This is a genomic window from Catalinimonas alkaloidigena (assembly GCF_029504655.1).
GTDB lineage: Bacteria > Bacteroidota > Bacteroidia > Cytophagales > Cyclobacteriaceae > Catalinimonas > Catalinimonas alkaloidigena.
On record NZ_JAQFIL010000001.1, the window covers coordinates 1,511,448 to 1,535,109 of the forward strand.

General features: G+C 39.9%; 19 protein-coding genes and 1 tRNA gene. 10 read left to right on the forward strand and 10 right to left on the reverse strand.

The window, feature by feature from the left end; all coding sequences use genetic code 11:
* Positions 1 to 294: 294 nt before the first annotated feature.
* From OKW21_RS06420 to OKW21_RS06445, 6 genes are all read left to right on the forward strand, one after another.
* Positions 295 to 1,590, forward strand: a complete 1,296-nt coding sequence (locus OKW21_RS06420; protein WP_277478423.1) for a bifunctional folylpolyglutamate synthase/dihydrofolate synthase — start codon at positions 295 to 297, stop codon at positions 1,588 to 1,590.
* On the forward strand, positions 1,587 to 2,243 hold the full coding sequence (trmB, locus tag OKW21_RS06425; protein WP_338130031.1) for a tRNA (guanosine(46)-N7)-methyltransferase TrmB: 657 nt from the start codon (positions 1,587 to 1,589) through the stop codon (positions 2,241 to 2,243). Before OKW21_RS06420 ends, trmB begins: the two co-directional genes overlap by 4 nt.
* A 107-nt stretch (positions 2,244 to 2,350) precedes the next feature.
* Entirely contained in the window at positions 2,351 to 2,659 is a 309-nt protein-coding gene (locus OKW21_RS06430) for a hypothetical protein (RefSeq protein WP_277478425.1), read from the forward strand.
* 65 nt (positions 2,660 to 2,724) lie between these two features.
* Positions 2,725 to 3,456 (forward strand): CPBP family intramembrane glutamic endopeptidase, encoded by a 732-nt coding sequence (locus OKW21_RS06435; protein ID WP_277478426.1) that lies wholly within the window; start codon positions 2,725 to 2,727, stop codon positions 3,454 to 3,456.
* Positions 3,453 to 4,274 carry an SDR family oxidoreductase gene (locus tag OKW21_RS06440; protein ID WP_277478428.1) on the forward strand — a complete coding sequence of 274 codons (822 nt, stop codon included), beginning with the start codon at positions 3,453 to 3,455 and terminating at the stop codon, positions 4,272 to 4,274. Before OKW21_RS06435 ends, OKW21_RS06440 begins: the two co-directional genes overlap by 4 nt.
* A 297-nt stretch (positions 4,275 to 4,571) precedes the next feature.
* Positions 4,572 to 4,970: a hypothetical protein gene (locus OKW21_RS06445; protein ID WP_277478430.1), complete on the forward strand. Its 399-nt coding sequence runs from the start codon at positions 4,572 to 4,574 to the stop codon at positions 4,968 to 4,970.
* A gap of 71 nt (positions 4,971 to 5,041) precedes the next feature.
* Here the strand turns inward: OKW21_RS06445 and OKW21_RS06450 are convergent, their stop codons facing one another.
* From OKW21_RS06450 to OKW21_RS06460, 3 genes are all read right to left on the reverse strand, one after another.
* A complete protein-coding gene (locus OKW21_RS06450) occupies positions 5,042 to 7,444 on the reverse strand; it encodes a TonB-dependent receptor (RefSeq protein WP_277478432.1) in 2,403 nt (800 codons plus the stop codon).
* A gap of 424 nt (positions 7,445 to 7,868) precedes the next feature.
* Positions 7,869 to 10,292 (reverse strand): ABC transporter permease, encoded by a 2,424-nt coding sequence (locus OKW21_RS06455; RefSeq protein ID WP_277478434.1) that lies wholly within the window; start codon positions 10,290 to 10,292, stop codon positions 7,869 to 7,871.
* Between the two features lie 558 nt (positions 10,293 to 10,850).
* Positions 10,851 to 11,816: an OmpA family protein gene (locus tag OKW21_RS06460; RefSeq protein WP_277478435.1), complete on the reverse strand. Its 966-nt coding sequence runs from the start codon at positions 11,814 to 11,816 to the stop codon at positions 10,851 to 10,853.
* A gap of 617 nt (positions 11,817 to 12,433) precedes the next feature.
* On the opposite strand from OKW21_RS06460, the gene OKW21_RS06465 reads away from it, so the two are divergent.
* A complete protein-coding gene (locus tag OKW21_RS06465; protein WP_277478436.1) occupies positions 12,434 to 12,715 on the forward strand; it encodes a hypothetical protein in 282 nt (93 codons plus the stop codon).
* Positions 12,716 to 12,782: 67 nt separating this feature from the next.
* Here the strand turns inward: OKW21_RS06465 and OKW21_RS06470 are convergent.
* The 4 genes from OKW21_RS06470 to OKW21_RS06485 form a co-directional block, all read right to left on the reverse strand.
* Positions 12,783 to 12,856, reverse strand: a tRNA-Arg gene (locus OKW21_RS06470).
* Positions 12,857 to 12,947: 91 nt separating this feature from the next.
* A complete protein-coding gene (locus OKW21_RS06475; protein WP_277478438.1) occupies positions 12,948 to 13,217 on the reverse strand; it encodes a hypothetical protein in 270 nt (89 codons plus the stop codon).
* A 111-nt stretch (positions 13,218 to 13,328) separates the two neighbouring features.
* Positions 13,329 to 14,642 carry a cation:proton antiporter domain-containing protein gene (locus OKW21_RS06480; RefSeq protein ID WP_277478440.1) on the reverse strand — a complete coding sequence of 438 codons (1,314 nt, stop codon included), beginning with the start codon at positions 14,640 to 14,642 and terminating at the stop codon, positions 13,329 to 13,331.
* A 76-nt stretch (positions 14,643 to 14,718) separates the two neighbouring features.
* Complete coding sequence (locus tag OKW21_RS06485; protein ID WP_277478442.1) at positions 14,719 to 15,846, reverse strand: glycoside hydrolase family 5 protein; 1,128 nt, start codon at positions 15,844 to 15,846, stop codon at positions 14,719 to 14,721.
* Positions 15,847 to 15,977: 131 nt separating this feature from the next.
* On the opposite strand from OKW21_RS06485, the gene OKW21_RS06490 reads away from it, so the two are divergent.
* Positions 15,978 to 19,277, forward strand: a complete 3,300-nt coding sequence (locus OKW21_RS06490) for a UvrD-helicase domain-containing protein (protein WP_277478443.1) — start codon at positions 15,978 to 15,980, stop codon at positions 19,275 to 19,277.
* Between the two features lies 1 nt (position 19,278).
* Here the strand turns inward: OKW21_RS06490 and OKW21_RS06495 are convergent, their stop codons facing one another.
* Positions 19,279 to 19,875: a DUF445 domain-containing protein gene (locus OKW21_RS06495; RefSeq protein ID WP_277478445.1), complete on the reverse strand. Its 597-nt coding sequence runs from the start codon at positions 19,873 to 19,875 to the stop codon at positions 19,279 to 19,281.
* Between the two features lie 218 nt (positions 19,876 to 20,093).
* Between OKW21_RS06495 and OKW21_RS06500 the strand changes: the two genes are divergently transcribed.
* Positions 20,094 to 21,428: a Gfo/Idh/MocA family protein gene (locus OKW21_RS06500; RefSeq protein WP_277478447.1), complete on the forward strand. Its 1,335-nt coding sequence runs from the start codon at positions 20,094 to 20,096 to the stop codon at positions 21,426 to 21,428.
* 64 nt (positions 21,429 to 21,492) lie between these two features.
* Here OKW21_RS06500 and OKW21_RS06505 read toward each other — a convergent pair whose 3' ends face one another.
* Together OKW21_RS06505 and OKW21_RS06510 are read right to left on the reverse strand one after the other, a co-directional pair.
* Entirely contained in the window at positions 21,493 to 21,804 is a 312-nt protein-coding gene (locus OKW21_RS06505) for a hypothetical protein (RefSeq protein ID WP_277478449.1), read from the reverse strand.
* A gap of 309 nt (positions 21,805 to 22,113) precedes the next feature.
* Positions 22,114 to 22,557 carry a TM2 domain-containing protein gene (locus OKW21_RS06510; protein WP_277478450.1) on the reverse strand — a complete coding sequence of 148 codons (444 nt, stop codon included), beginning with the start codon at positions 22,555 to 22,557 and terminating at the stop codon, positions 22,114 to 22,116.
* Positions 22,558 to 23,053: 496 nt separating this feature from the next.
* Between OKW21_RS06510 and OKW21_RS06515 the strand changes: the two genes are divergently transcribed.
* Positions 23,054 to 23,617 carry a YqgE/AlgH family protein gene (locus tag OKW21_RS06515; protein WP_277478452.1) on the forward strand — a complete coding sequence of 188 codons (564 nt, stop codon included), beginning with the start codon at positions 23,054 to 23,056 and terminating at the stop codon, positions 23,615 to 23,617.
* Positions 23,618 to 23,662 lie beyond the last annotated feature (45 nt).

A 23,662-nucleotide genomic window follows, 5' to 3' on the forward strand; every position in this document is an offset into this window, starting at 1 on the left:
TTGCGTGGTTGTGTAATAAAGCACCAACATAGGTTGCATGATACAATACTATTAGCAAAAAACCTGCAAATATAGCTTAATAGTATTTATCAATGTTGTTTTCAAACAAATATAAAGGGCATGATAATTCTTTTTAAGGGTAAAAATGTCAGAGGATTTTGGGTCGCAAATGTTTAGCAAGGGTGAGGCATGAAATGGATTCTATCTCATGTCAAAAAAAATTGGCGTGACTATTAATAACTGTGATGTTTAACTTTTGCAAATAGAGTGTAAGTTTGCAGCAAATTTGAGTTTATGAACTATCAGGAGGCTACTAAATATTTGTACGATGCTTTGCCGATGTTTCAGCGGATTGGGAATGCGGCTTTTAAAAAAGATCTGGGAAACACACTGGCTCTATGCGAATATTTAGGTCAGCCTCAGGACGACTTCCCCAGTGTGCACATTGCGGGTACCAACGGAAAAGGAAGCAGTGCCCATAGTATCGCGGCCGTTTTACAGGAAGCAGGGTATAAAACGGGTTTATATACATCTCCACACCTCAAAGACTTTACGGAAAGGATCAGGATTAATGGTCAGCCTATTGATCAACAGTCAGTGGTTGATTTTGTCGTACATCACAGAGATTTTATAGATCAGCTAAAGCCTTCATTTTTTGAGACTACTGTCGCGATGGCTTTTGACTATTTCAGTCGTGAAAAAGTGGATATCGCAGTCATAGAAGTAGGTATGGGGGGACGGTTTGATTCTACCAACGTCATATATCCTATCCTAAGCCTTATTACCCATATTGGTTTAGATCATACTGCATTTTTAGGTGATACCCTGGAAAAGATCGCTTTTGAAAAAGCAGGTATTATTAAGCCGGATGTACCCGTAGTGATCGGAGAGAGGCAAGGAGCTACGCAGGCTGTTTTTGAAAAAGTTGCCAAAGACAAAAACACTTCCCTTCATTTTGCCCAGGACACTTATCAGGTAAACATCGCTGCAATTGTTAATGGTAAATACACTGTAAATGTAAAAAAGGAAGATGAGTTAATCTTTAATGACCTGGCTCTTTCTCTGGGAGCACATTATCAAATCAAAAACCTGCCTGGTATTCTCAAGTCAGTAGACGTGCTGAAAACACTGGGATATCAAATAACGCAGGAGCAGATACGCACTGCTTTGGGCAACGTAAGCCAGCTTACAGGACTCAGGGGACGCTGGCAGATCATTCAAAAGAAACCATTAATCATATGCGATACCGGGCATAATCAGGGCGCATTTGAAGAAATCGGGCTGCAACTCAAGCATATTCAATACAACAGACTTTTTGTGGTGATTGGTATGAATGAGGAAAAAGATCCGCAGACTGTATTATCACTACTACCAGAGCATGCGTACTATCTCTTCTGTCAGGCTGATTTGCCACGTGCCATGCCGGTGGAGTTGTTAACGCAAAAAGCAGAAGCTTCAGGTTTTTCCGGTGAAAGTTTTAAACAGGTACATGCTGCATATCAGAGAGCAAAAAAGCTAGCTAATAAAGATGATTGCATATTTGTAGGCGGAAGTACTTTTGTAGTAGCTGAAATTGAAGACTTATCATGAGAAGTAAACTAAACAGATTTAAAGATAACGAAGAGCGTAGGAACGTTGTGCAACCCGGTAAACCTATATTTGATACTATCAAAGGTAATTGGCATCAGTTTTTCGGAAATGATCATCCTATTGTTTTTGAATTAGGCTGTGGCAGAGGGGAGTACACTGTGGGGCTGGCCCGTAGGTTTCCTAAAAGAAATTATGTAGGTGTAGATGTAAAAGGCGCCAGAATCTGGAAGGGGAGCAGTGTAGCCATTGAAGAAGGGCTGCTTAATGTAGCATTCCTAAGAATCCGGATTCTGGAAATTGAGAAATATGTAGAAGAGAATGAGTTGGATGAAATCTGGATCACCTTTCCCGACCCCCGACCCAAGAAAAGAGACATCAAGCGCAGACTGACGAGCGAAAGGTTTATGGATATCTACAAAAAGCTTCTCAAAAAGGGAGGAATTGTTCATTTCAAGACTGATAATGAAGCGCTTTTTGCATTTACACGAGCACTACTGGAAGATAGAAAAGATATCATAAACCTTGAATATACCTACGATTATCATGCTTCAAAATTCAAAGAAGAGCTACCCGATATTGTTACCAAATACGAGGAGCAATTCATGCGTGAAGGAGTGAAGATAAAGTATCTGAGATTCAATTTTTCAGATTGAGTACATATTTATAAAATTAATATTTCCTAAATATTGGTGTTAATTATTCAATAATTTTTATTATTTTCCATTCTATTGTAGTGTTTTTTATCAAAAATATTAATAGCATGGGAATGCCGGATGAAAATGAAGCGGTCAGGGGTTTGCTAAACTTGATTTCTACTAACAATAAAAATCTTGAATGGAAAAAACGTTGTATTTACAGTAACGGTCAGGATAATAATGTTTTGGAAATTAAATTTTATCAGTATCCCCGCAATACACAGGTAGGTAGAATAGTATACAATGCAAACAGTGGAAATGTGCTCCAGATGAAATATAGAGGGGCAGTTACACGCGCGCCTGGCCATATTGTTGATATACTGCTTGATATGATCAACCTGGAAAACGAATGCCATAGCCAGTCTTTGCTCTAGGATAAGATTAATTCTTCCGATTTCCCATCCTCTTCTTATCTTTGCGGCTCACTTGAGTAGCCGTTATGGATAAAATTTCTTTTACACTTGCTGAGCAGGATATTCCGGCAGTCATCAGCATTAGTCTCGCCATTATTGGCTTTATTGCTTTTTGGTTTATTGCCGAGTCCCCCCAGCGAAAAGCTTCTTTTGATCAAAAATATTCTGAAGAGAAAGCCACTGTACTTTGGGTACAGTTTCAAAAATATACTGGCGTCCTTTTTCTGGGCATTATTCCCCTTGTCATCTGCCTGATTACCCTGCCTTTTTCACTGACTGAGCTCGGTCTGGGGTTTCACCACACGGGCACTTCCATGTTATGGATCTGTGGGTTGTCCTGTATTATTTTTCCATTAAACATCAGTGCTGCCAAAAGACCCCAGAATTTGAGTATGTACCCTATGATTAGGGCAAAAGTATGGGACAGTAAGCTCATTGCCATCAATGCCCTGGCTACCATATCATATCTGTTTGCATATGAGTTACTATTCAGAGGAATATTGTTGACTGCTTGTGTGTATAGCTTAGGCGTTTGGCCAGCTATCGTTATTAATGTGGCCCTGTATTCAGCAGTCCATTTGCCTAAAGGGCCTGCAGAAACAATAGGCGCTTTGCCTTTCGGTTTACTCATTTGTTATATCACCCTGACTACAGGAACCATATGGGTGGCAGTGGTGATTCACATCATCCTCTCACTCAGCAATGACTACCTCGCATTGCATTATAACCCTGAAATGAAGGTAAAAACCCGGTCATGAAGCATAAGCAAGCCTTTAAAGATAAAGTGGCCATCGTTACTGGCTCCAGCATGGGAATTGGAAAAGCTACAGCAAAACTACTTGGAGAGCAGGGAGCAAAAGTGGTCCTGAATGGTAGAACTGCCGAGCGTCTGGAGCAGACTGCTGCAAACATGAAATCTATTGGTTTGGATGTACTGGCAGTGCAGGCTGACATGAGTAAAGTAGATGATTGTAAGAAGTTAATTGATGAGACGATCAAGTATTATGGCCGTTTGGATATTCTCATCAATAATGCGGGAATGTCATCCAGAGGGTATTTTGAAGAACTGGACCCTAAAGTTTTCCAGGACATGATGAATATTAACTTTTTGGGCTGTGTATTTCCTACTCGCTTTGCCATTCCCCATCTCAAAGAAAGTAAAGGAAGTGTGGTTTTTATTTCCAGTGTAGCCGGAATCAGAGGGTTGCCTGAAACAATCATGTATTGTGCTTCCAAAATGGCATTAACCTCTATAGCTGAATCACTGAAAGTAGAGCTTGCGGAATATCATATCCACGTAGGTATTGTCTATGTTGGAATCACTCAAAATGATGAGGGTAAGAAAGTGATTGGTAAAGACGGAAAACTGGTGCTCCTGGAGTCACGAGAGGATAGAAAAGCTCAAAACCCCGAAGATGTTGCGAAATCTATTGTAAAAAACATTAAGAAAAGGAAGTTCAAATCTATATTAACACTACTTGGTAAAGTTAATTTTTTCGCCAATATACTCATTCCTCGTATTGTTGATCGTATTCTTATCCGTGCAAAAGGTAGAATCAACCAAATGAATAAGTGATTTTGGAAATAGTTATTCTGAAAAAATGTTATTATTGATGAAGTGATTTACTTCAAAAGGACTAATATTATTGTCATGCAGTACCTAAGTATAACAGAAAAATAGTACTTTTGAAGTTATAAGTATTGCAAGTATGCGCACTTTTGTGTGTAATGACGAAAGTCACTTCATTCTTATCATAAGATAATATCTAAATTTAGAATATCGCTTAACACTAAGTTTTAAAAGTAAAATTTAATTTTTTCAATAATTATATGTAATTTTTGTGGTTTACTTAAGTGTTGAGCTCTGTGTAAGATGAAAAAAGTAGATAAATTACTTTTAATAGATGATGATAGCATTGCTAACTTCGTCAATCGTTATCTGATCACATGGCTTGACCTGACCCATGAGTTAATCGTCACGCATAGTGTTCCTTCAGCAAAACAGGCACTACTCTCTATGATGGAGAAAATGGATGAAAAGCAGGCCAATGAATATGTAATCTTGCTGGATACAAAATTTGAATATTTTAACAAACTACTCCCTTCTTACTTCCTTGGCAGTTTGCCACCCCCCCAAAAAGAAAGCCTTTACCTGATTGTAATTTCCTACAACAAATATGAAGACCCTTCACTCTCTTTTCGTTTAGAGGATACGTTAGACAAACCGGTAACTCGAGATAAACTAAGCCTGGCCTGGAATAAAATGAATTGAGTTAATACATTCCATAAAAGAGAGGGGCTACACCATTGAATATTATGTATACCCCTTTTTGTCTGGTTTATTTAATTTGCTCTTTGCCTCAGGTCATCAGATGCAGTGCCACGTTTTCTGGCTTGTTTAACTTTATCATTACCAAAGCGGTAAGAAAGGTTTAGCATAAATACTCTGGACTCCCACTTGTTTTTTACTACGGTATCAATATCACCTTGTACTATATTTACCCTATTATTACGGATATTGAACACGTCATCCAGACTGGCCTGTATCTTCAATTTACCTACAGATTTAGAAATACCCGCATCTATCTGGTACTGCTCCTGAATTTCAAAAATACCCCAAAGTTGAGGAGACTGATACATCCCCATGAGCTCAAACTTAATGTCACCAGGAAGGGTGAAAGTATTTTGCATTCTTGCCATATAGCTTAGTCGACTCTTATCTACTTGCCCTCCTTCTGAAAATGATGATTCTATTGTATTGTAAAAACCCGTTAGGTTAAAGTTCATTACCCACCATTGGGTAAGGGGTAGCGGAGCCGCTATATTGGCACTGTAGTTTCTCTGTTTATCCAGATTGACGGTAGTCTGGAAAGTAGTCTGGCTCTCTTCATCCTGCTCCAGCACCTGTGTAATTGCGTCATTGGTTTCATTATAGTTAAGGGTCAGGAACACCGCGCTTTTGAAGCCATAATTCAACCCGTATGCATTCGTATATTGGGGGTTGAGGAAGGGGTTACCCCTTTCAAAAGTAAAACGATCCAGAAAGAACTCAAATGGATTCAGATTACTATAGTTGGGTCGGTCAATTCTACGGCTATATGATAATGAGAAGCTGTGGTTCTCAGACATGGTATACGACAGACTGGCACTGGGAAAGAGGTTAAAGTATTCTCGCTCGGCAGCACTGTCCAAAGTTACCGAGTAGCCCATAGAAGAAGTATACTCCCCCCTGAGGCCAGCTTGTAATTGCCAGGCTTCGTTAAATTTTTTGCTTACATTTAAATAAGCTGCATGTATTTGTTCGTCGTACTGAAAACGGTTGCTTCTGAGCGTATCTTTTTGTAGTTCGCCATCCTCAATCGTATTAAAGTCCAGATTATTATCTGTGGTTACTTTACTGGTTTTGAGCCCGCTTTCCAGACCCCAGTCGCCAAATATGGTAGTGCTATAGTCTGCTTTGATGGCAAGGATATCAATATTTGTATTCATGTTGGTGCGCACCAAAAGCGGGGGTTCTGTAGTTTCTCCTTCATTGCTAAAGTAGAAATTATCATTTTTTTGATAGCTTTCGCGATCCCACACGGCATAATCTGCATCAAAGCTAAGCTCGCCTCCATTGGCTAGTTCCTGCTTAAAATTAAGGTTGTAGGTTATATTTGTCCAGTTGTTTCCTGAACGGTTTTCAGCATTTAAGCCATCATAAGGATTATCATAAACGCCACCCAGTATGGTGGTATTTTTCGCGTCTCCGTTCCATTCTCCAAAATTTCCACTTACCAATACGCCAATAGTGCTTTTGGGCGCAACATACCAGTCAGCACCGCTACGGAAATTATTGTTATGTACCCAGTTGATCATACGGGATGACTGATCAAAAGTAGTGATGGCAGTATCACCCAGCTCTGTACGGTAAGGTATGTTACGGAAGATATCGTTATTCTGAACCTTTTTGCTGTAATAGTGACTATAGTTTCCAAAAAGATTAACTTTTTCAGAACGGTAATTCAGGTTCAGGCTTGGGTTTAGCTTGGGATAATTACCATAGCCTACCCCTACACTTACATTTCCATTCAACCCCATATCAGAAGATTTTTTTCTTACAATATTGATGATGCCCGCATTACCTTCCGCATCATACTTGGCAGGAGGATTATCCATGATTTCGATCTTCTCAATATTTTCAGCAGAGGTACTTTCCAATAGCTGAGAAAGGTCACTGTCTGAAAGGTAAGTGGGCTTGCCATCCAGATAAACCAATACGTTTGATTTTCCTTTCACACTGATGTTTCCATCCTGGTCTACTGTAACTCCGGGAGATTTTTCCAGAATCTCTCTGGCTGTGCCATTTTTGAGAATAGGGCTGGCTTCAACGTTGACCACCAGTGCGTTAGGTGTCATTTCCATCATGGGTTTGGTAGCAGATACTACTACTTCGTTAAGTTCGGTAGTCGTCTCTATCATCTGAATGTCAGCCATCACTTTATCGTCGTTGATGCTCATTACAGGTGAAAAGGTACTTTTATAACCAACCATTTGCGCTGAGACGATGTAATTACCTTCAGTAATTCTCTCAATCACAAAATGGCCTGTAGTATCAGTGATGGTTCCTTTAACCAATGAAGAGTCCTGTGGATTCATGACGAGTACGTTTGCAAAAGGAACGGCCTGGCTATTTTCATCTTTCACTTTTCCAGAAAGCTGGTGCTGTGCCTCTGCCGAGAGGGCCAAAAAAATCAATGCCAGCATGAAACAAGCGGTTCGGCACCTCAAGGTAAAAATTCGTAATTGCATGTTAATTTAATCTTTTGGGTTAATGTCGTTTTTCGTATTAGTTAGCTTATCCAAAAAAATGTTGCAGTGATCAGGATAAACTAGGTACAAAGTAATACATAGTACTAGGCCAAGAACAATGCCACTATCACTTATAGTAGCTTGCCTCCAAAGGATTCACTTTTGAAGTAATGATGAAGAAATGGGGTAGAGAGTTGCTTATGGGTAATTTTTCTCCGGAGATTTTTTTAAGAAAAACATTAATATAAAAAACAGAGACAAGAAGCTCACTTTCAAGTGTTCACTAGTGTACAAGATATGTACGCTAACGCACACCATTTGCAATGAAACGCAAAGACTCTTTGCATTAGCTTTCTATATATACATACGGTCCTATACATCATTCATAGCGGAGCGACTTAGCCGGATCGGCTAGCGCTGCTCTGATGGTCTGAAAACTGATGGTAAACAAGGCGATAAAAAGTACGATAATTACTGGACTGAGTAATAGCCACCAGGCAATTTCAATGCGAAACGCATAATCATCCAGCCAGGATTGCATCACAAAATATACAAGGGGTAAGCTTAACAGACTGGCGATCATCACCAGGCGTACAAAATCCTTAGAAAGTAAAGCCACAATACCGGTAACCGAGGAGCCTAGCACTTTTCTGATGCCAATTTCTTTGGTTTTCTGTACAGCCATGAATGAGGAAAGTCCGAATAAGCCCAGGCATGCCACGAAAATAGCGAGTAGTGCAAAGAAGCCGAAAGTTTGCCCAAAACGCAGATCCGCTTCATACTGCTGGTTGAAATGATCATCCAGGAAGAAATAGCTGAAAGGATTTCCGGGAAAATAATTATCCCATACCGCATGGGTAGTAGCGATAATTTCTGAAAGCTTAGCAGTTTCTACCTTGAGCGAGAAAAAGCTTCTGCTGGCGGGAATGAGTCGGAAAATAAGTGGATCAAAATCTGCTTTAAGTGACTCCTGATGATAGTCTTTGACAACCCCCACGATTTTGAAAGTATCGCCCCAGAAGAATATCTCTTCGCTGAGTGCGGCTTCTGCCTCATTAAATCCGATGAGTTTTACCGCAGATTCATTAAAAAGCACTGCACCTTCATCGGTGCCAAAGTCACGAGAGAAATTTCTTCCTGCCACAGTTTCTAATTGGAAGGCCTCCAAAAAGTCATAATCAATGCCTATCACCCGATACTGGTTACTCTCACTATCATCTTCTGACAATAAGCGGATGCCTCCCGCATTCCAGCCCGGTTTGTTGCCTGGTACAGTAGTAGAGGCGGTAGCAGCTTTGATAGAAGAGTTAGCAGTAAGCGCTGCTTTGAATGATTCTACTCGCTCAGCATAAACCGAGTCATCTACTACGCTGGGAGCTTCAATGACTAGTGTCTGATCAATGGCTACACCCAATTCCTGATCCTGCATGTACATGATTTGCTGATAAACGACGAGTGTACCCGCAATCAGAAAAACTGAGGCGGCAAACTGTAAGATGACAAGCGTTTTTCTTAGTAGCACACCATTTTTAGAAGTACTCATTTTTCCTTTCAATACCTGCACAGGCTTGAAAGCAGAGAGCACAAAAGCGGGATAAACCCCTGAGAAGAACGCGCCAATGACAAAGATGCCTGATAAAAACCACCAGAAAGAAGCACTACTGAAAATTGATAAGGTAAGTTCCTGTCCGATCAGGCTGCTAAAGTAGCGGTAAGAAAGCAACACCAGCAGAATAGCAATGATAACTGACAATATATTGAGCAAGACGGATTCAGCCATAAACTGGCGAATGAGTTGCGTGCGCTGTGAGCCCATTACCTTGCGTATCCCAACTTCTTTGGCACGGTCTACTGATTTAGCAGTAGCCAGATTGATATAATTGACCCAGGCGATGATGATGATAAAAATAGAGATGATCAGTAAAGCATATACAGCTTCTCCATCCCCATTGACTTCCGCTTCCATCATGAAATTGGAATACAGGTGAATATCAGTGAGAGGCTGTAAAATAAACTTCATATCTGCGTCATATTCGACTAAGTCTTCACCTGCTTTAGCTTGGATTAGCGCGGGAAATTTCTCTTCTAAAGCCTTTGGGTCAGTACCATCTTTAAGTTGTAGGTAAGTATAGAAACCATCCCATTGCCAGGCGGTCACTACTTCTTCACCTGCCCAGCCAGTGAAGGTGGAGTAGGAGAAAAGAAAATCAAATTTCAGATGTGAGTTTTCCGGAATGTCCCGGAATACGCCGCTGATTTCGTATTCATGCTCATCATTGACACTGATGCGTTTGCCTAGCGGGTCTTCAGCCCCAAAATACCGTTGGGCGGCAGAGGCTGAGATGACAGCTTTATAAGGCTCCACCAAGGCGGTCTCTTCATCTCCATCCAGAAGGTCAAAGGAGAACATAGGAAGAAAAGAGGCTGTTGCAAAAAATATTTTTTCTTCCTTGAAACTGACCGGTCCATTTGGCGCCTGTTTGTAAATTACTACGCCATCGGTGGGGCGGAGCGTGGCGTATGCTTCAACCTCAGCAAAACCTTCCTTGAGTTCATAGCCGGCAGCGCCACAGCCAGCAGCCCATTCCGTAGTCAGTACACCTTTGTTATAGCGGTTTTGCTTGACGCGGTAGAGGTTTTCTTTGTTAACATGGAAGTCATCATAACTCAATTCCTGCTGCACATACTGAAGGATAAGCAGGCAGGCTGCAATACCAATCGCCAGCCCCAGAATATTGATGAAAGTAAAAACTTTGTTTTTCAGCAGGCTTCTCAGCGCGATTTTGAAATAGTTTTTCAGCATGTCGGTGGAATGGTTGGGTAGTAATTAGAAAACGACTGACCATGCAAATCATTACAGACACTCCGGAAATTTGGAAAGGTTACAAAGTAGAATGTATTTATTCAATAAACTGTGGATAGAAGGATTTGAGCAACAAAAATTACTGATTTAACTATTATACTTCATGGTGCATAGATTCGTGAATGGAGGAAGGTCTGAAACCTGAGTGTTAGTAGTGATTTAAGTTCAACTTGATGTTGATCTAAAGGAGCGGAGAGATCGGTGATAGCTAGGTGAAAACTAGGCCGTGTTGACATTGTAGTGCCGAACATAGAAATCTAATATTGAAGGTTTCCAGAAATTTTGTGAGACACAAACTTCGGCGGAGAATGAATACATAATATTAATTTTCAATGCGCTAGACTAGTATGTGAACACGGTCTAGGGTATAATTTCTAGGTTGAGCTTGATTAAGCTTTTAGTTTTTGGCTTTTAGAATATCCAATTATACTCTTGATACAATTTTCTAATTAGCATACATCAAAAGGATACAACTATAAAATGTACACCTAAATTGAATTAATATACAAACCGTATTTCAACCCTACGATTCTGGGCACAGCCTTTCTGGATATGACCTTTTTTATTATCCCTTCCATGGGAAAAACTATTATTTGCTTTTTGCTGCTTTTCCCTGCTATCGCAAAAATCATTATTTACTCTTGGCTGGCTTTCACCCTTACCATCTACTATAAAATGTTGGGCACCTTTACATCCGTTTTGAATTAGCCATTGTTTTACTGCTCTTGCCCGTCTAATGGAAAGATCCATGTTGTAACTTTCTCCCCCAACAGAGTCTGTATGGCCTTGAATTATTACCTCCTGGTAATCACGCATTTCAATTGAGGTCAAAGCACTTTTTAAAACCAAAAAGGCACTTGTCTTTAATTCATGACTATCAAAGTCAAACATTACATCTCCAGGAAGAACCATCAATGGTTTTTCAAAGGGTTTTATAGAAAAGTAAGGTTCACGAGGAGGAGGAGGGCCAAAGTCTTCATCAGGTAAATCTAAGACATGTTTTATTGTCCCATGACGTTTTCCATCTCCATACTCAACAACTATGGCACCATTCACAAAAGCCTGACCCTCTAATTTGAGTTGAGGTAGCTCAAATCCCCCCATTGTAATCTTTGCTAATTTCTTCCCCAAAGGATTAAGTCCATCGTAAATAATAAAATAGGTTTTAGAATATATTGGTAAGCGAATTGATGTAATACGTGCACCACGGCCATCAAAATCACTAAATTGCACTGGTTTTTTTGTTTTAAAACTGGTATAACTTAGATTTTTTGGGTTTGCTGATTGTCCCTTTGGCTTACTAAAACCCAATGTCGCTCCTCCACCAGCAAAATACAGTGCGTGGGCACGTCCGGTTACTCTATTCGCAAGCATGAATTTTTGTAAACTACCAACAAAAGATATACCGTCAACATGCGCCAAAGCCCATTCAGTTGTATTGCGATGATCTTCGGAGGTTTTCATGTTTATTTTCTTTACAATCCAGACTTGAGGGTGTGTTGAAGGGCTGAATATTAAACATACAGAATTTTGCTTCAATAATCTATTAAAAGTAAATACCGTGGATAAGACAGCATAAGATTAGAGTTTATTACGGTTAATTTTTATACTGCCCATCGCTGACATCTAAGGTTATGCAATCCACAAGCGATATTCATCACCCTGTCCCTTTTCTGCCATCCGTGTAATCTTATTTGATTACGGACAATTTAAGTCTTTTACACCAGCAATAGTATGCTCCACTTTTACTCTAATGCTCGCAATGAGCGTATTTAACTCTTTTTGGAACTTGGAAAGTTCTTTTCCCGTTCCACGTCGGCTTTGAGCTTCTTTTCAAACAGCAATACCAATCGCCAGTCCCGGAATATTGATGAAAGTAAAAACTTTGTTTTTCAGCAGGCTTCTCAGCGCGATTTTGAAATAGTTTTCAGCATGTCGGTGGAATGGTTGGGTAGTAAATAAAAAACGACTGACCATGCAAATCATCACAGACACTCTGAAAATTCAGGAAGGTTACAATTATTGAATAAAAAATTAATAGATGTTTTTATATTGAAAGGTTGGTTAAAATATAATGCATCATGATAAATAAAATTTTGACATCTGAAGATAGAGGATCAATTGTGAAGCTTTCCAATCTTGACCTTGAAAAGCTTCATACACAGTTATCCTCAGAAATAGAGTCAGAAGTAAATCCTTGGAATATCATACAGGGACTAAAGAAGTTTTATGTTATGTCAGGTTTTCTCAATCAAAAAAATGCTTATTCTGTACCTGAAGGAATATTAAAACTGAAAGAAATTCTAAAGGAAGTAAATAAAGAATTGTTAAGGCGAAAAAAAGAAAGCCAAAAAGCAAATTGATATCCTAAGAAAAGGAATAAAAAAAGCCACTCAAAAGACGAAGCTTAAGAGTGGCTTTTTTAAAGTGTGCAACCGGAAGGAGTCGAACCCTCAACCTTCTGATCCGTAGTCAGACGCTCTATCCAATTGAGCTACGGTTGCGTTTTGGAGTTGCAAATGTAGTTATCTCTCCGATAATTGAAAACTCTTTTCAAAAAAAATTAAAAAAGGAGCCGAAGCCCCCTTACATTTTTTATACGTTTCTTTTGTAATCTCTGTTCCTGAATAGCCTGATATCATTCCCACTTCCTCTTAAAAAGTAATTATCGTACTGTGTATCAGAAGTAGGAGAAAGGCTCTGGTTTCCCGGTGTACGGGTATCCTGAATGTCTAATCCTTGATCAGATAAGTTCACACCTTTCAAACGAACATATTCACCATCATCATCTGTGATAGCGTTAGCTTCATGTTCTTTCCACAATGCTTCCAGTTTTTTTTGTATGTCTTTCACTTTAGTATCCATAATTAAAAAATATTAAGTGTAAAAAAATAGAATATTGCCTTTGCGCAATATTACTAGTATAACAACAAAAATATATAATTGTTTGAATTTAATAAGCTGATAATCAACTAATTATATAATTTCTCTCTTCCTGTTCTCTTCATCTTTGTCACTGTGGTTCTTATCATTTGTCTCAATACGGTCAATCTCTTTATCTACCTGCTGCCAGTAGTTACTCGCGAAATCTTCGTACGGCTCTATCTTATTACCACTCAGTACCAGCGCTAGTGTCATGGCAATGCTGGTAATAAGGATGATAAAAAGTAAAACACCCGTATTGAATATGGGTTCCTGTAAGTTCGTTGGAATGCCAAAGAACAGCAAGATGGTTATCAACCCCCTGGGCGCAATGAAAAGCTGGGGCAAAATATCTTTTCGAACAAATAATTTGAGCAGTACGAACCTCAGTCCATACATAATTCCTAACAGAATTAAGCTGACTATTGCTACCCTTACATTGAACAGTGTAGCCAGGGTTATGGTCATACCGAAAATGACAAAAAAGAAGGTGCGCACCACAAAAGCGGACTCCATCGTCACCAAACGGAAATTGTGCAAAATGCTGTTTACCGATGAACTATCCAGCATTTTCTTGAATTTGCCAAAAAAGAAAAGCTTGTGGTTGTTCAGTACTAACCCAAAGATCAGTATGATGATAAGTGAGGATAGGTGGAAAAGCTTACCAATTGAGTACAATAATAAAAGTACTGAAATCAGGAGGAATAGCTTAACCTGTGTATCCAGTTTCTGAAAGATCAACACCAAACCATAGCTGATAACGATAGAGAGCGTAATGGTAATCAGGATATTGCTGACTACATCCCAAACAATGAGGTGGGTATCCGTAGTATCAGCATTACCGATCAGGAAATAGAAAAGCATAATCCCCAGAATATCAGAGAAAGTAGCTTCATATACCATAAACTCCTTTTTGTGTTCATCCAGTGCCCCTACACTGGGAATCACGATGGCACTGCTCATTATTGAGAGCGGTACAGCGTACACGGTGGCTTTAAAAAAATCGTCAATATAAAAGTACTGTATGACATAAGCAGAAGCAATCGTACCTATTCCTAATGCTAAAAGCGCTATGGAAAACGATTTCCAGATGAGCGGCCACTTATCTTTACTAAGCTCCAGGTCAAGGGCAGCTTCCAGCACAATCATGGTAAGACCTACGATGCCCAGTATCTCCAGTATCTTCATCAGAGAGTCTCCGCTAAAAATACCGAACTCCGCCGAAATCCACTTCAAGGCTACGCCTAGTATAATCAGTAGTAATACACTGGGTATATTGGTTTTTTTAGAGATTACATTAAACAAATATGATAGAATGATGATCACAGAGGTAGCAATCACCGCTATATAGGCATTAAACTCAGTCATGTTTACAATTTCATAAACTAATCTTTACTGAAACGAATACTGCCCTCATTAGTTTGTGAGTAGCCTGTGAAAGCAACTATTCTGATGAAATAATCTGGACGAGTTCAGTATTTTCAGAGCCATCATCTTCTACCAAACCAAAGCTGCCGCTTTTGTAATCCCAGTTGGCATACGCGATTCCATTCTTTTCAAAAATATCCAGCATGTCACGATACCATTGTAAACGGGCTTCTTCCGGCGCTTTAGTAATTACACCCCATTCGCCACAGTAGAGCGGTAAACCAGTTTGCTGTGCTACACGCAATGGCTTTTGCATCATTTGTTCCAATGTGTCCCGCGTATATGTCCGCATGCGGTGGTCAACCATATCCTGTTGCGAGGGTGAAAGTGCTTCCATTTCTTCAGCCGTTACCAGAGGGCCCGGATAGTGAACCGGTCCGTTATAATCTGCCAGGTCTGTCCAACTGGCCTGGTAATGTGTGAGCAGAAATGGCTCATAAAAATGAAAACTAAGCAGGATATTGTCATCATTGGCTGGCACTTCCAGTGCATCAAAAGTATCAGCTGATTGCCAACGATTGGAACCAATCACAATTGTTCTTTCAGGTTCTAATTCTCTGATGGCCGCAAAGGCTTTGGCAACCAGTTGATTCCATTCATCCGCATCATCAGCGACCGGCTCATTCATAAGTTCGTAGGCCAGCATGCCGTTGGGGTACTGACTTAGCTCCTCAGAAAAAGAGCGCCATAGTTCAATAAATTTCTCCTGCGCGGCAGGGTCGGTCCACAAAGGTTTTTCTTCTTCGTTGAAATGATGAGAGCGAAGAATATGCAGATCAACGATGGCTCTCAGGTTCTTTTCTCTGCACCAGCTCAGTGCGTTGTGAAGCAACTGAAAAGCTTCTTCCTCTTTGTTGCCAGCTTCATCAAACATTTGTTCCTCATCAAGCGGGAATCTTAAGTGGTCAAATCCCAGGCTAGCCAGGTAAGCCACATCCTCCTGCTGAAAGAAATTTTCTCTGGCCTCTCCTCTTCTCTGGCTTTGCGATAACCAATGTGAAATATTGGTGCCGCTGCTGATCTGAAAGTCTTCATAATTGTTTTCTGCTTGTGCATCCTCATTTGGTTTTTCCGAGGGAGGGGTACAGGCGAGTGTAAATGAAAACCAAAGAAATATTGATAGAAATTTTAATAGGTGTTGCATAGCTTGTTCACTTTTTTTTCACATAATAAAAAAACCGAATCCAAGAAACAAATGCACCGGTTCGCATAGTAAATAGCATTTGTAAAGGGTAATTGATTTCCATTTATTTGCTGAGAGAGATTGCATTTAGTATGGAAAAGCCCTTTATCATCTACCGTTCCTCAGCGGGTTCGGGTAAGACATTTACACTAGCCCTGGAGTACCTCAAATTGGCGCTCCAAAGTCCGGCAGCGTTTAGGAGTATCCTGGCGGTTACCTTTACCAACAAGGCTACCCGGGAGATGAAAGGACGAATCATTCAATTTCTTTACGAACTGAGTCACGGCAGTAATGCTACGCTCAGTGCTATGCTGGAGCCAGCTACCGGATTGGAAAGTATGGCGCTGCAAGAACGTTCCCGGCTGGTGCTTGCTAACATTCTGCATGCCTACTCCTACTTTTCAGTAATGACCATAGACTCTTTTTTCCAGAAAGTGATTCGGGCTTTTGCCCGGGAGCTGGGCTTACAGGCAGGCTTCGCCATTGAACTGGATCAGGATAAAGTACTGGACGAGGTCATTGACCAGTTGCTGAATGAAATAGGAGCACCTGAGCAACAATTGCTCAAGGAGTGGCTGGTCCGTTTTTCTGAGGAAAAAGTAGAGTCAGGTAAGGTTTGGGATTTTCGGCGTGACTTAAAGCAGCTTGCTGGAGAATTGTTTAAAGAGGAATATAAACTCCAGCAGGATAGTGGTGCTCAGGGGCAGGGGCATTTGCATTACCAAAATGTACTTTCTCAACTTAAGGCCATCGTCAAGACCTTTGAAAGCAGCATGCAAAGCTTTGGCAAAGAAGGCCTGCACATGATGGAAAAGCACGGCTTGAGCTTTGTAGACTTTGCATATGGTAAAAGTGGGGTAGGGGGGTATTTTGTACGCCTGGTAGAAAAAACAGACTTTGACCCAAAAAAAAGAGCGAGAGACGCGGCTGAAGATGCAGAGAAATGGGCTACTAAGTCATCTAAGAAAAAAGAAGAAATTCAGGAAGTTGTCGCTCTTGGCCTGCAGGGCATTTTACATAAAGCGGTATCTCTCTATGACCGTGAATTTATTAATTACCAATCCGCGCTACAACTCCTTAAGTTCATATATGCTTACGGAATTTTACGGGACCTTTCGCATAAACTGGATGAGTATAAGAAGGAAAATGATCTGATGCTGATCTCTGATGCTACTGTCTTTCTCAAAGAAATTATCGGTAAGGATGAGACGCCCTTTATTTATGAAAAAATTGGCAGCAGCTTTCAGCACTTTCTGATAGATGAGTTTCAGGATACATCCGGAATGCAGTGGAATAACTTCCGTCCCCTGATAGAGAATAGCCTGGATTCTGGTTATAGAAACCTGGTAGTAGGTGATGTTAAGCAATCTATTTACCGCTGGCGCGGAGGTGATTGGCAGCTTTTGCTGGAAAAAATTCAGGATGATATTGCTCCCTGGAACACTGCTTCCTTCAAACTGGATATGAATTTCAGGAGCAGTAAAAATATTGTAAACTTTAACAATTGGCTGTTTTCTACCTTACCCACCATCATACAGGAAGCGATTTCTGAAAAGCTACAGCACTTAAAAGAAGAAGACAGGGCTTTATTAACCTCCAAAGCTGACATTATTACCCATGCTTATGCGGACGTACAGCAAAAGCTTCCGGAAATAAAGCTTAAATCCGACAGCTTGCCGGGTTATGTGCATATGGAAATGCTGGATAAAAAAACAGAGGCCGAGGATGGTGAAAAAAGCTTGCACTGGAAAGAACAGGTAAAACAAAAACTACCTGCACTGGTGGAATCACTACAGGATCAGGGATTCGCCCTGCGGGATATTGCTTTTCTGGTCAGAGACAAAAAAGCAGGAAAAGAAGTAGTGGATACCTTAATGGCATACAAAGGGGAAGGCAGAGCCAAGGATGGATATAGCTATGAAGTTATTTCTTCTGAATCTTTATTTCTGGATGCCTCCCTCAGTGTGAGCTTGCTTATTGATCTGTTACGCATACTGGATAATCAGGACGACGTAATCGCGAAAGCCAGTGCGGTCTATAAGTACCGTAAATTACAGCGATATGATATTAGCTCAGATCAGCTTCATGAGGTATTTGTTACTTCTGCTGCTGATGATGAGTCTGATAATCCTTCGCTGTTTTTTGATTGGCTGCCTGAGTCTTTTGCTAAGCGCTTCAATTATTTGAACAAATTACCCCTCTACGAATTGGTTGAAAATCTGGTCAGTATCTTCGGCTTGAATCTAATGCATGACGAACTGGCTTACATTCAGGCTTTTCAGGATGCTGTCTTAACATATAGTGGGCAGGATAGTGGTGATCTGTATACTTTTCTTCAGTGGTGGGATGAGAAAGGTAAAGAGACTTCGGTAAGAGTTTCTGAAGATGTGGATGCCATGCGAATACTAACGATCCATAAGGCAAAGGGCTTACAGTTTAAGGTTGTTATCATCCCCTTTTGTGATTGGGAGCTTGACCACCGCAGTGGACAGGATAATATCATATGGACACAGACTCAAGCCAGGCCTTTTGATCAGTTTGGGTTAATGCCTATGCGCTATGGAAGTAAACTTTCAGATACCTACTTCAATCTGGACTATTATCAGGAAATGCTCAGAGCCTACATTGACAACCTAAATTTGCTCTATGTCGCTTTTACCCGTGCAGAAGAAGCGCTCTATACCTTTTCAGCACCATCGGTAAGTAAAAGTGGTGTTACAGTGAACTCTGTAGCCAATGCGCTCTTTGAGGCATGCAATTCGCTCTCTGATGATGAAGCGATGAAAGCTGCCTGGAACCAGGAATCAAGACTATTTACACTGGGGGGATTTCAACAGAAAAAAGGCCAAAAATCACCTGCTGAAGCATCGGCTTTGAAGATGAACACCTATCCTACGGAACGATGGAGAAACCGGCTAACGGTCAGGTCCCTGGCAAAAGGTTTCTTTTCCATAGATGCGGAAGGAGGAATGAAGACCAATCATGCGATTATCATAAAAGATGTGCTGGCAAATTTGCGCAAATTTTCAGATCTCCAGCAGGTCTTAGAAAAGGTGCATTTTGAAAGAGGAATGAGTGAAGAAGAGAAAACATTGGTTTCACACAAAATTCTGAAAGCTTTGGAGGCTGCTCCGCTAAAAGAGTGGTACAGTGAAACTTATGATAAAATATACTTGAAAGCCTCTCTATCAGCTAAGCATGGAAAATTAATACAGCTTGATCGCCTCCTACTTGAAGGGCAGTTAGCTGTAGCCATCCAATACCATGAAGATAAAGAAGACAAGGAATCTCTCTCCACCCTGAAGTTAGCTTCACAAACCCTAAAGCAAATAGGATATACTGCAAAAGCTTACCTCTTTGACACTGAAAACATGCAGGTACTTGAAATTTGATTTACTGAAGCTGCAAAATAGCGATTTGTATCAGTCCGATCATAAAACCCAAGACACCCCCGAGAATTTCAATAAACTTAAACTCTTTGCTCATGATAGAATAAAGGATACTCTCCAGTTTGTCCGTAGAAAAGTTAACTACTTTTTCGTATACGGTTTTTTCCACGTCCACATCCTGCTCAATTTTACCGATAAATCGATCAATCAATTCAGGAAGCATAAGTTCTACTTCAGCCAGTAAAGTGCCTTTTATTTTTTGTTTAAGCTCTTCATTCATAAACATTGCCAGCATGGGCATTACTTCAGGAAGGCGATTCTCCAGAAAATCATCCAGTCGGGTATTAACGATGGTTTCAATTTCTTCTGTATTCCCGGGCTTCTGAAGGCTCTGTTTTACATCTTCAATGGAGAAAAGTTCATCGGCTACAATTTTTCCAAGCTTCTCAGCCAGTTTGTTTTGTCGTTTTGGAAAGATCCCCTGAATTTCAAGAAAGAGAACTTTTACTTTCTTCCGGGGGTGAAACAGCATTTTGATGGCGATGTAATTTGTAATATATCCTGTAAGGGCAGCTATTATAGGTAGCGTCCAGATGATCATAGTTTTCGTTTTTTCCGCAAAGCTATAGGAAAGATTGTATTCGCCCAAGCCATATTTTCATCATGAGAAAAAGTCTGTAATGCAAGTTTCGCCATATTTTTGTAAATTTTGGCAGTATTGCAATAAGAGGCATGATTAGCTATAATTTTTAGTAAATTATATGATATGCATCTTATTTTTTTATAATGATATTTACTGCTAACAATAATTAATTGAACATGTCGAACAAACTTAACCGTAGAGATTTTGTGAAATCTGCAAGCGCTGCAGGAGTGGGATTGAGTGTAGCCGGAGGATTTTTTCCGGTATACGGAAAAAATGCACCTAATGAAAAAATAAGAGTAGCCATCATGGGGCTGAATGGTAGAGGAAGTGCTTTAACAGGTGAATTCGCACGCTTGGATGGTTATGAAGTAGCCTATATCTGTGATGTGGATGAGAGAGCCGTTGCCAAGGGAATTGAGATTACGATGAAAGCGGGTAAGCAAAAGAAAAAACCTAAAGGTATTGCTGACTTCCGGGAAGCCTTGGATGACAAAGACGTAGATGCTTTGGTCATTGCCGCTCCCGATCATTGGCATACACCCGCCGCCATTATGGGACTTCAGGCAGGCAAGCATGTCTATGTTGAAAAACCCTGCGGACATAACCCTAAAGAAGGTGAGATGCTGGTAGAAGCGCAGCAGAAGTACGGAAAAATTGTTCAGATGGGTAATCAGCAGCGTTCTGCGAGGGAGTCTATTGAGGCGATCAACGAAATTAATAAAGGGGTCATTGGTACGCCTTACTTCGCCAAAGCATGGTATGCAAATACGCGTGGACCTATCGGTAATGGAAAGAAAGTAGATGTACCTGCATGGCTTAATTATGATTTATGGCAGGGCCCTGCTCCCCGAATGCCTTATCAGGATAACCTGATTCACTATAATTGGCACTGGTTCAAACATTGGGGCACCGGAGAAATCTGTAATAACGGAACCCACGAGATAGATATCTGTCGTTGGGCACTAGGTGTAGACTACCCGGTAAGGGTAAGTTCACACGGTGGTCGTTACCACTATAATGATGACTGGGAGTTTTATGATACCCAGATTGCCAACTATGACTTTGAAGGAGAGAAAACAATTACCTGGGAAGGCAGAAGTTGTAATGGTCGTCCTGTAGAGGGTAGGGGGCGTGGTTCTGCAATCTACGGTACTGAAGGAACCATGATCATTGACAGGAATGGTTATGTGCTATATGACATGGACAACAAAAAAGTGAGGGAAGTTACTCCTGAAACCAAGAATGCCACCATGGACACCGTGGGAGGTGATCAGCTCACCGCATTACATATTGTGAACTTCCAGGATGCCATTCGTACCGGAGCAGAACAAAACTCACCTATAGAAGAAGGTCATAAAAGTGTTTTGCTGTGTCATTTAGGTAATATGGCCCAGGAGTTAGGAGAAACTTTAGAAATAGATCCTAAAAATGGTCACGTAAAAGATAGTGATGAGGCTATGAAGTTGTGGGCGAGAGATTATGCTCCTGGTTGGGAACCATCAGTATAAGTTCAGGGAATCTCAATTATAATCATAACTGTCTTGGGGTATACCTGAGGCAGTTTTTTTTTGATCAATTTGCGTGTTTATAAGATTTGATCAGAGACTTATCTTTGACGGGGCCTGACTTCTTATCGGTAGCGATTCGGCGGTAATTTTCCATTTCTATATCTTCCAGCTTTTGTGACTGTCGGGCATATTCATTTAGAATACCTAATTCTACCAAGTCAAACTCATCATCTGAAGTGAGTACAAAAAATACTTCGTCTTCATCATCGGAGCCATGATGATTGTAATGCTTACTGAATTCATATCCATATTCATTCAGTAATATCTCAAATTTTTTTTCTGTGCCCCTATCTATGGATACGCTAAGTGTCGGCATAATATTAAGTTTAATTTTGCCTCAATCTATAATTATATACTTGCTTACACACACAAATACTTAAATCCTCAGTACAATGTAAGGCTAATTGTCAATATGGCAAAAGTTTGTTGATTGTTTACTAAAAGTGATTTTATTTTCTTTTGCCGAGAAAAATATGATGCTAAGCAAATTAAATATTAACAAATAAAAAAAATACCAGAACTAAAATCAGTAAGTAAATTTAGGGATCAGCCAATAATACCCTCGATGCCCGGTTGTAATGAATATTAAAATCTTGCTGAAGATAATTTCTAGCTACGCATTTTTTTATTGTATGTCAAGTGTCTTCTCATAAATGTTAGGTTCCCCTGAAATTTTTCTTATGGCCTCATTATAAACTTTACGAGGTAGGTACTCACCGTTTTCTTTAGCATTTTTTAGAAATACTTTCACCTTGTCTATATCATTTATTTCCATGAGTTTGCCTAGCAGTTCTTCTTCAAGGTTTTCGTTCATATTAAAGTCAAGTATATCATCATCATCCTGATACTTTTTCTTAAACACATGCCGAAGGCTATACTTACGGTTGAAGACTGCATAACTCATAAACAGAAATACAAACCCATCTATGAAACCAATGAACATAGGGAGGAGTGTCCAGAAAAAAGCCAGATACCACCAGCCATACTTGTTTTGTTTGAGATAAAAGCGATGAACACCAAAAGCACCCAGCGTAAAAGCCAGTAGCGTAGCTAACTGTTTGTTCTTCATTGTCTTGATCTTATCGGTAAGCAGTTATATTGATCTAATGTAATATTAGTTTTGAATATACGTTTTGCAAAATGTTGGGCTATGCCACGTATTGCTCTTTAGATATTGTATATTAAGTATCTCAGTTTCAAAAAACTTATTGAAATCATAGTATCTGGTGTAGCTAACTTTTTCATTACGAATCACTTAGTTTTAAGTATGCTACCGCAAAAACAAAATCATACATAATTTCTTCTTGAAGTTTTTTGTGGCAATAATAAATGATCAAAAACTATGTTAAAAGTGATAAACATTTTAGCGAATGAGGTAATAAATTTCTTTTTTAAGGAATTAGCGGTTAATCTTATTCATAAGGGTAATAGCGCTGACATCATAGGTTTTTAGTATTTCTTAATTTGATCGTAATGAAAAAGCATAGATCAATTTTTTGTCAATATGAGTAAACCTTTTCATTATTGTATGCTTCATGTTGTTCGGAAGATAAATTTAAATTTGTATGCCATCTTACATTAAACCGACAAAAGGTGATTTATTAATATCAGAACCTTTTCTTCCTGATCCCAATTTTGAGCGTTCGGTGATCCTCTTATGCGAACATAATAAAGATGGATCTTTAGGGTTTGTCTTAAACAAACCTATAGAACTACATTTGTCAAATGTGATAGAAGAAGTCAATGGTTTTGAAAAGGTTCTTCACAAAGGTGGTCCTGTACAGGAAGATACCCTGCATTTTATACATAGGATGGGAGAGAAATTACAGGGTAGTCAGGAAATTGCAAACGGTATTTACTGGGGGGGAGATTTTGAGCAACTCCTGTCAATGATCAATACGAAACAGCTTAACCCTCAGGATTTTATATTTTTTGTAGGGTATTCCGGCTGGTCACCCAAACAATTAGAATATGAGTTGGAAGATGGTTCATGGATAGTATATAAGCAAGCTAGCCCTGATGATATATTTAGTTCTTCTCCATCAGGCCTCTGGAGAGATGTACTAAGTAATATGGGAGGGAAGTACCGTATGCTTTCAAATTATCCTATTGACCCGCGCTTAAATTGAATCATTTTGCTAATTTTGGGCTTTATTCTTAAGAACTAATATATA